This window comes from Cyanothece sp. BG0011, from assembly GCF_003013815.1.
Taxonomy (GTDB): domain Bacteria; phylum Cyanobacteriota; class Cyanobacteriia; order Cyanobacteriales; family Microcystaceae; genus Crocosphaera.
On record NZ_PRLH01000197.1, the window covers coordinates 20999 to 28727 of the forward strand.

Consider the following 7729-nt stretch of genomic DNA (forward strand, 5'->3'; position numbering starts at 1 on the left):
CGAGATAAAAACTTAACATTTTTCTAACACTATACAATACAAGAGATCGAGGATAATGACAAGGTCTCCGAGTTCGATTTTGTTATAATTTGAAAGCGGAGACGAAAATTATTAATTATTCATGGATTAATTAGGGTTTTTTTCGTAATAACTGAGTTAACTTATTCACTAATGTTTCTAACCAATGAATAGCTGAGTCTAGCCATTCTAAAACCTTAACTAAAGGATGTTTAATATAGCCACTACTTTTTGCTTCTGTCTCCACCCAATTTGATGAATTTCTATCTATTTGATGGTTAGATTGAGGATAATTTAAATGAGTGTTTTTTTGAGAGTTATTGCTTTTTTGTAAATTAGAGGTAGATTTTACTAAAGATTGACTATTTTTTGCAAAATTATGTTTTCTTTTTTTGCTTTTTCTAAAAGATGGTTTAGGTTGATGAGATGATGGATCAGATTGAGATAAAAAATTAGAAGAAGATTGACCCGAATCAGAATGATTATCAGAAGGAACCTGTTGATATAAATCATCCCAAGATAACCAAGAATTATCAAGTGTCTCAGATGATGATTGTAAACTTTTCGGAGTTGAACCTGATGTTAATTTTTGGTGAGGAGTCACCCGATTAAAAAAGTAGTCAATGGCAGCATAAATCAGAAATTCTATGCGGAAGGGATCATCATTATCAATATTTAAAGACTCATTACTTTTTTGCCTAATATGTTCTCTCCATTGTTGCAATTTCTGTTGGAAAGAAAAAGATGATGGTAATAATTTTGTGCTATTTTCTTCTTGAAAAACCGGTGATGGTTTTGATAAAGTAGTAATCGTATTTTGTGGAACCACAGGTACTAAAGAAGATTCTCCAAAGAAATCTAGGGTCATGGCTAATGTTCCCGTTTGCATCCAACCCATGACTTGCCAAAACCAACGAATGGGAGGTAAAACATGATATTCATCTTCAGAAAAGGTGTGAATTAATCCTAAACTATCCCTTTTATTTTGTTTCAAATCGTACCAATAATTAGCAGTTTCTAAGCGAATATAGTTCTTTAAATGCTTTTGTTGCGTCTCCGAAAGAATATCAATAATTGTGTTATTTTCAGCCACTAAAATTAGGTTATGACTCTCTATTTCACTCGCGACTCCTTGAATCATGAGAGGCGTTTTTTTATGATGATTATTGTTGCCTATTGGTTTGTTTTTGCCTTGGGTTAGACAATGTTCGGTTTCTTGAAAAACCCGTTTTAAAGGTCGATCAACTTGAGGAGTCGAAGCAACAGGATTATTGTTAGGTAATGCTAATGAAGTGAAACTACGTCTTAACTGTTTACGGGTTGCCCGTCCTGCCTGTACCATTAGATAGACAGGGTAAATGAGGATTTGTATGCTCCATTCTGCCCCGACTCTCAGATATTGCGCGCTACGAATTAAGCGATCGCGCCATCGTAAAGATTGACGGTTAACAAAGTTAAAGAGTTTGCTTTTGTACGGTTGATGGTTAGGTGAGTCCATTATCAGTTACCAGTTATCAGTTATCAGTGGCCCGTCAAATTTATCGGTTACTGTTCACTGTTGTAGTTTGCCTCGGTTTAATTTTAGAACTTGTGTTGTAAATTTTTCTACCAGTTCTAATTGATGGTTTACCATAAGAACGGTCATTGTCGCCTCTGCTGTTATCTTCTTTAACACTTCGATCAGTTGTAACCCTTTGTCACGATCTAAAGCAGAGGTGGGTTCATCTAATAATAATAAGGTCGGTTCCATCATTAAACCTCTGACAATAGTGATTAATTGTCGTTGTCCTAAAGATAGTTGTAACTCATTGCGTTCTAACCAATCATCAGGAATGGATAATTGCGATCGCCAGTAGTCCAGTCGTTGATTAATTTCAGTAGGGGATAATTTTTGTAATTTTAGAGGATAAACTAGAGTTTCTTGGACTGTCATCCCTAATAATTTCGGTTCTTGGGGAACTAAAACAATTTTTTGACGCAGGGGAATAACTTGTAATTGTTTTAGGGGTTGAGATTCAAATAAAATTGATCCGCTAGTGGGATCATTTAAACGATTAATTAGACGTAATAGAGTGGTTTTACCCGATCCCGACGGGCCAACAATGCAATAGCGATCGCCCCGATTAACCGTAAAAGAAATATTCTCTAACAATTGATGTCTTCCCAAAGGATCACTTAATCCCACATTAGATAATTGTAATAATGGTTTCATTGATCCTTGCATCTTGGCCTCATCATTTTTAGTGATAACTGGTCACTGTTCACTCATTGGACGTTTGACCATGTTCTCGTCCTGGCACATTCTCTAAAGACGCTAAAATGGCTTGAGAACCGGCAATAATGTCCCTTTCTTCTCCTCCTAAATATAACCGTCCAAAGCTACCAATGGCCGAAACCTGTAAAATATTGATTAAAGCTGCTTTTTCCGCTTCATTCGCTGCTAAGGCTGCATAGGCTGCCGGTTGAACCTCAAGGACGTATAACGTCTGTCCTGCGAGTAACATTTGTCCCCGGCGGTTACGATTCACTAATTGTGCTTGATAAGCGTCGATATTACGAATGATTTGACTAGAAACTACCCTCGGTTTGAGACAGTCTCGCCGTTTCACTCCTAATGCTGCTAAAATGGCTTGTCCGGCTGCTTTAGTTTCCCCTTGGTTAGTTGAATGAATTTCTAAAAGGCCGTACAGTCGTTCGACAAATTGTACCCCAGGACGAACCACGGCCGATTTTAAGGCTACATCAGTAATACGATTAATTTCTATCCCTGGGGAAATTTCAATCCACAAAGAAGCATCCCCCGGCAAGGGTAAAAAGCCTAATGCAACGGTTCCAATATAGGCCGCGTGTTGCGATTGTAAACGATCTAGATAAACGTAACTTCTTAATTCAACGCCCAAGATTTAACTCTCCGATGCTTATTCAGTAAGCTGTCATAAATTTGTCTCCTACAACAAATTACCATGTTTGACTTTTTAACTATCAAGAATCATCTATATGACCTGTAGATACGAACAAATGTTCGCATCAATTGGGGTCAAACAGTATGACCAAGGTAACAGCCTTGGAGGGAACGGGCAAGGGTTCTCCCCCTCACAAAAGGGGGAGTTAGAGGGGGTGGCAATAGTGCATTCTATCAACCTATTCCCTTAAAGCCATACATTGTCTTTTTTAAATGTAAAATTAAAATAAAATAGACAAAAATCTATATAAACCCTAGAAAATTTTTTAGTAACATCTCTTTTCAAATTGTTACAAAAGTTTATATAATAGGGGAAAGCAAACCTGAGTATTTATTACTAACTTATGGTTATCACCGAAATTCCCTGGCTTACAGCAATCATTCTTGTCCCTCTAGTGTCGGCGTTTGCCATTCCTTTGATTCCTGACAAAGAAGGCAAAACGGTTCGTTGGTATGCTTTAGGGGTGGGTTTATTCAACTTCGCCTTAACGATATACGCGGTTTTCAATGAATACAACTTCAACAACAGCAGTTTTCAGCTAGAAGAAACCTATGCTTGGGTTCCCCAACTCGGTTTAAACTGGTCAGTGGGTATCGATGGGTTATCGATGCCTTTAATTGTTTTATCAGGACTAATTACCACTTTAGCGTTATTAGCCTCTTGGAGAGTTGAGAAAAAGCCTCGCTTATTCTATTTCCTCATGTTAGTGCTTTATAGCGCGCAAATGGGTGTATTTGCTGCACAAGACTTATTATTGTTCTTCTTTATGTGGGAACTAGAGCTAGTCCCCGTCTATATATTAATTTCTATTTGGGGTGGCAATAAGCGTCTTTATGCAGCCACAAAATTTATTTTATATACAGCCCTGGCTTCCATTTTTATCTTAGTGGCAGCCCTAGGTATGGCTTTCTATGGTGACACAGTTACCTTTGATATGGCCCAGTTAGGGATGAAAGAGTTTCCCCTGGCCCTAGAACTATTAGCTTATGCAGGATTTTTAATCGCTTTTGGTGTAAAACTTCCTATTTTCCCCTTACATACTTGGTTACCGGATGCTCACAGCGAAGCCTCTGCCCCCGTCTCCATGATTTTAGCCGGTGTTTTGTTGAAAATGGGCGGTTACGGGTTAATTCGCTTCAACATCGAAATGTTGCCGGATGCTCATATTAAGTTTGCCCCCTTACTGCTTATTTTAGGGGTGGTTAACGTGGTGTACGGGGCGTTTACCGCGTTTGGTCAAACTAACCTCAAACGTCGTCTCGCTTCATCTTCTATCTCTCACATGGGCTTTGTTCTCATTGGTATTTCCTCCTTTACTGAGTTAGGCATGAATGGGGCAGTGTTACAAATGGTATCCCACGGTTTGATTGCAGCAGCCTTATTCTTCCTTTGCGGTAGCACTTATGAACGCACCCATACCTTAATGATGGACGAAATGGGTGGTTTAGCCAAGAAAATGCCCAAAACCTTCGCTTTATTTACGGCAGCGTCTATGGCATCCTTGGCATTACCTGGAATGAGTGGATTTGTGGCAGAATTAACCGTATTCTTAGGGGTGGCTAATAGTGATGTCTATAGTTCCACCTTTAAAACTGTAGTTATCTTTTTAACTGCAGTGGGCTTAATTTTAACCCCCATTTACCTCTTATCCATGTTACGGGTTGTATTCTACGGTGAAAAGAACGAAGGGTTAAAGTTAGATGGCTTTAGCTTAGATGCTAAACCCCGTGAAGTGTTCATCACTGCTTGTTTATTACTCCCTATCATCGGTATTGGGTTATATCCTAAGTTAGCGACTACAACTTATGATGTGAAAACCGTAGAAGTCGCTTCTAAAGCCCGTGCTGCTCTACCTACCATCGCTCAACAACAAGAAATGTCTCGTCAAAATAATATTGATGAAGAGTTAGCTTCAACCGTATTTGTTGCACCTGAAATTGATTAATCACGGTTAAATCAATTAAATAATAATTAGTAGGGGCTTAATAATATTAAGCCCCTATGGTTTTAAGGTCGATAGAATTGTTATCTTGATAAAAGAGGAACAGTTACAGGATAAAATAATGAGTGAAAAAGAACGTAAACCTTGGGATTTTAAGCGTTTTATTACAACATTAAATGACTTTGAGTTAATTCCTTTTATTAGTGATCTGCAAAAACGATTCAAAAAAAATAATCCCATCTCACCAAAACAAAAAAATAGCACTATGGGTATGATATTAGTTACAGGAGCTACCGGAGGCGTAGGTAAGCGTGTGGTTGCCCGTTTATTAGCTCAAAATTATCACGTCCGCGCCTTAGTTAGAGATAAAGAAACAGCAAAAAATCTCTTTGATGAAAGGGTAGAACTGGTTCAAGGGGATGTTACCCGTCCCGAAACCTTGACCCCACGACTATTAGACAATGTTTCGGCGGTTATCTCCTGTGTGGGAACCCGGGTTCAACCGGTCGAAGGAGATACCCCCAACCGTGATAAATATTATCAAGGCACTAAATTTTATATGCCACAAGTGGTGGATAGTCCCCAAGCAGTGGAATATTTAGGGATGAAACATTTAACCGAAAAGGTAAAAAAATATATTAGGTCTGATACAAAATTATTATTCGATTTTACCCATCCCACCGAACAAATAAAAGACACTTGGGGTGCAGTGGATGATGTGGTGATGGGAGGAGTCAGCGAAAGTAGTATTCGTTTAGAACAAGATAAAGCGGTATTTTCTGGGAATGTTTCAACCGCTAATAATGGGGGGTTTGCCTCAGTAAGAACGAAAAATATTAACCCACCTTTAGATTTATCTGATTATGAAGGCATAGAATTAAGGGTACAAGGAGACGGCAAACGCTATAAGTTTATTATTCGTTGCGAAGGTAAATGGGATGGTGTGGGTTATAGTTACTCCTTTGATACCTTTAATAATACGCCCACAACAGTACGTATTCCCTTTTCTGAGTTAATACCCGTTTTTCGTGCCAAAACTGTGCCAGAAATGGGCAACTTTGACCCCAGTTGTGTCTATTCCATGCAACTCATGCAAACAAAATTCGAGTATGATGGAGCTTTAAACCCGAAGTTTTCCCCCGGTTTATTTCGTCTAGAAGTCACTTCTATTAAAGCTTACGGAGGAAGTGCAAATACACCACAATTTATTTTAATTAGTTCGGCGGGTGTCACTCGTCCGGGTCGCTCTGATCTTAACCTAGAAGAACAACCCCCTGCTGTGAAAATGAACGATAAACTGGGTGGTATTCTCACCTGGAAATTGAAAGGAGAAGACGTGCTACGGGAAAGTGGGTTAAACTATACCATTATTCGACCTTGTGCCTTGACGGAGAACCCTGGGAATAAAGCCTTAATCTTTGATCAAGGAGATAATTTAAAAGGGCAAGTGAGTCGAGAAGCGATCGCCGATCTCTGTTTACAAGTGTTACGGTGGCCAGAAGCTTGTCAAAAAACCTTTGAAGTATGCGAAGATGAAAAACCAGACCAGGGACAGACCAAACCAGCGATCGCAGCTTTAGAAACAGATTAACATGACAACTCTATTCATTGTTGGAACCGATACAGAAGTGGGTAAAACGGTGGTAACATCAGCGTTAGCTGCTTATTGGCAAACCTATCGCCCCTCTCAGTCATTGGGGATCATTAAATTAGTGCAAACTGGCACAGGGGACGCAGAACATTATCAACGGTTATGGCCTGATGTCGAAGTGGTCAACCCCTTACGATATGACACCCCTGTGGCTCCTCCTGTGGCGGCTGAGAGGGAAAACCGCCCAATTCCATTAAATCAGGTCTGGCAAGGGTTAAATGACCTACAACAGCGAAAAAAAACTCGTTTTAGCGGAGGGACTGGGGGGCTTAGGTTCTCCTGTTACTTGGGAGTTAACTGTGGCTGATCTCGCAGGAGAGTGGCGTTTACCGACGGTGTTAGTGGTTCCCGTCAAGTTAGGGGCGATCGCTCAAACCGTGGCCAATGTAGCCTTAGCCCGTCAGTGTAAAGTTAATTTAAAAGGAATTATTTTTAGTTGTCCTAATGCCCTTTCTGACGAAGAAATTGCTGATTTTATTCCTATTTCTCTCATACAATCTTTAACACAAGTTCCTATTTTGGGCATTATTCCCTACTTAGAAAATATCAATGATATGAGTAAATTAGCTCATGTTGCTTCTAATTTAGAGTTAGAAATATTATTTTAAATCAGTGAACAGTTTTCAGTTACCAGTTACCAGTTTTTGTTCACTGTTTACTGTTCACTGTTTACTGTTCACTATTCAATTAGAACTTATAAGTAGCCCGTAAAACCCCTACCCAGATCGTATTGTTATCTTCATCCCCTTCAGGATTGATCACCGTATAGAAACCGGGAGTTAACAAAATACCATCAGTCAGAGGATATTTGTATTGAGCCTCAATGATATAAGGTGTGTCTTTATCGATAGACTGTAAGTCTCCAGGAAGAGTCTCGACCCGTTCGGCGGTAACATATTGTCCACCACCCACAGAAAGAACAGCTCCTTCTTTAAACAAATCAACCATAGACAGGATAGCCGACCAAGTCCATAAGTCAGCCCCTAAACCACGACGATCATCACCATTAGCAGGGTTTGCATATCCTTGAGCGCGAGCTAATGCGTAAGCACCGGTAGCATATAGGTGGAATGTATCATTAATGCGCCAATCTCCTGTAATACCGTAACTATCCCGAAGGGTAGCTGCATCAAAGAAAGGATCACTCGCAACACG

6 protein-coding genes and 1 pseudogene are annotated in these 7729 nt (G+C 39.6%); 3 read left to right on the forward strand and 4 right to left on the reverse strand.

Going from position 1 to position 7729, the window contains the following annotated elements; translation table 11 throughout:
- Positions 1 to 130: 130 nt before the first annotated feature.
- The 3 genes from C4E06_RS25575 to C4E06_RS25585 are packed head-to-tail and all read right to left on the reverse strand — an operon-like array spanning position 131 to position 2918.
- Positions 131 to 1516 carry a hypothetical protein gene (locus tag C4E06_RS25575; protein ID WP_107671169.1) on the reverse strand — a complete coding sequence of 462 codons (1386 nt, stop codon included), beginning with the start codon at positions 1514 to 1516 and terminating at the stop codon, positions 131 to 133.
- Between the two features lie 54 nt (positions 1517 to 1570).
- Positions 1571 to 2242: an ATP-binding cassette domain-containing protein gene (locus tag C4E06_RS25580; RefSeq protein WP_107671170.1), complete on the reverse strand. Its 672-nt coding sequence runs from the start codon at positions 2240 to 2242 to the stop codon at positions 1571 to 1573.
- Positions 2243 to 2279: 37 nt separating this feature from the next.
- Positions 2280 to 2918, reverse strand: coding sequence for a microcompartments protein (locus C4E06_RS25585; protein ID WP_009545310.1), 639 nt, complete (start codon positions 2916 to 2918; stop codon positions 2280 to 2282).
- Positions 2919 to 3324: 406 nt separating this feature from the next.
- Between C4E06_RS25585 and C4E06_RS25590 the strand changes: the two genes are divergently transcribed.
- The 3 genes and pseudogenes from C4E06_RS25590 to bioD all read left to right on the forward strand — a co-directional run bounded on the left by C4E06_RS25590 (position 3325) and on the right by bioD (position 7182).
- The gene (locus C4E06_RS25590) at positions 3325 to 4926 is read left to right on the forward strand and encodes an NAD(P)H-quinone oxidoreductase subunit 4 (protein ID WP_107671171.1); all 1602 of its coding nucleotides are present in this window, start codon (positions 3325 to 3327) and stop codon (positions 4924 to 4926) included.
- Between the two features lie 118 nt (positions 4927 to 5044).
- Complete coding sequence (locus C4E06_RS25595; RefSeq protein ID WP_107671172.1) at positions 5045 to 6514, forward strand: CIA30 family protein; 1470 nt, start codon at positions 5045 to 5047, stop codon at positions 6512 to 6514.
- Position 6515: 1 nt separating this feature from the next.
- A pseudogene (gene bioD / locus C4E06_RS25600) lies at positions 6516 to 7182 on the forward strand (dethiobiotin synthase).
- Positions 7183 to 7261: 79 nt separating this feature from the next.
- On the opposite strand, the gene C4E06_RS25605 reads toward bioD, so the two are convergent.
- Positions 7262 to 7729 (reverse strand): iron uptake porin (locus C4E06_RS25605; protein WP_157951253.1); only part of this gene is annotated, 468 nt, incomplete at its 5' end.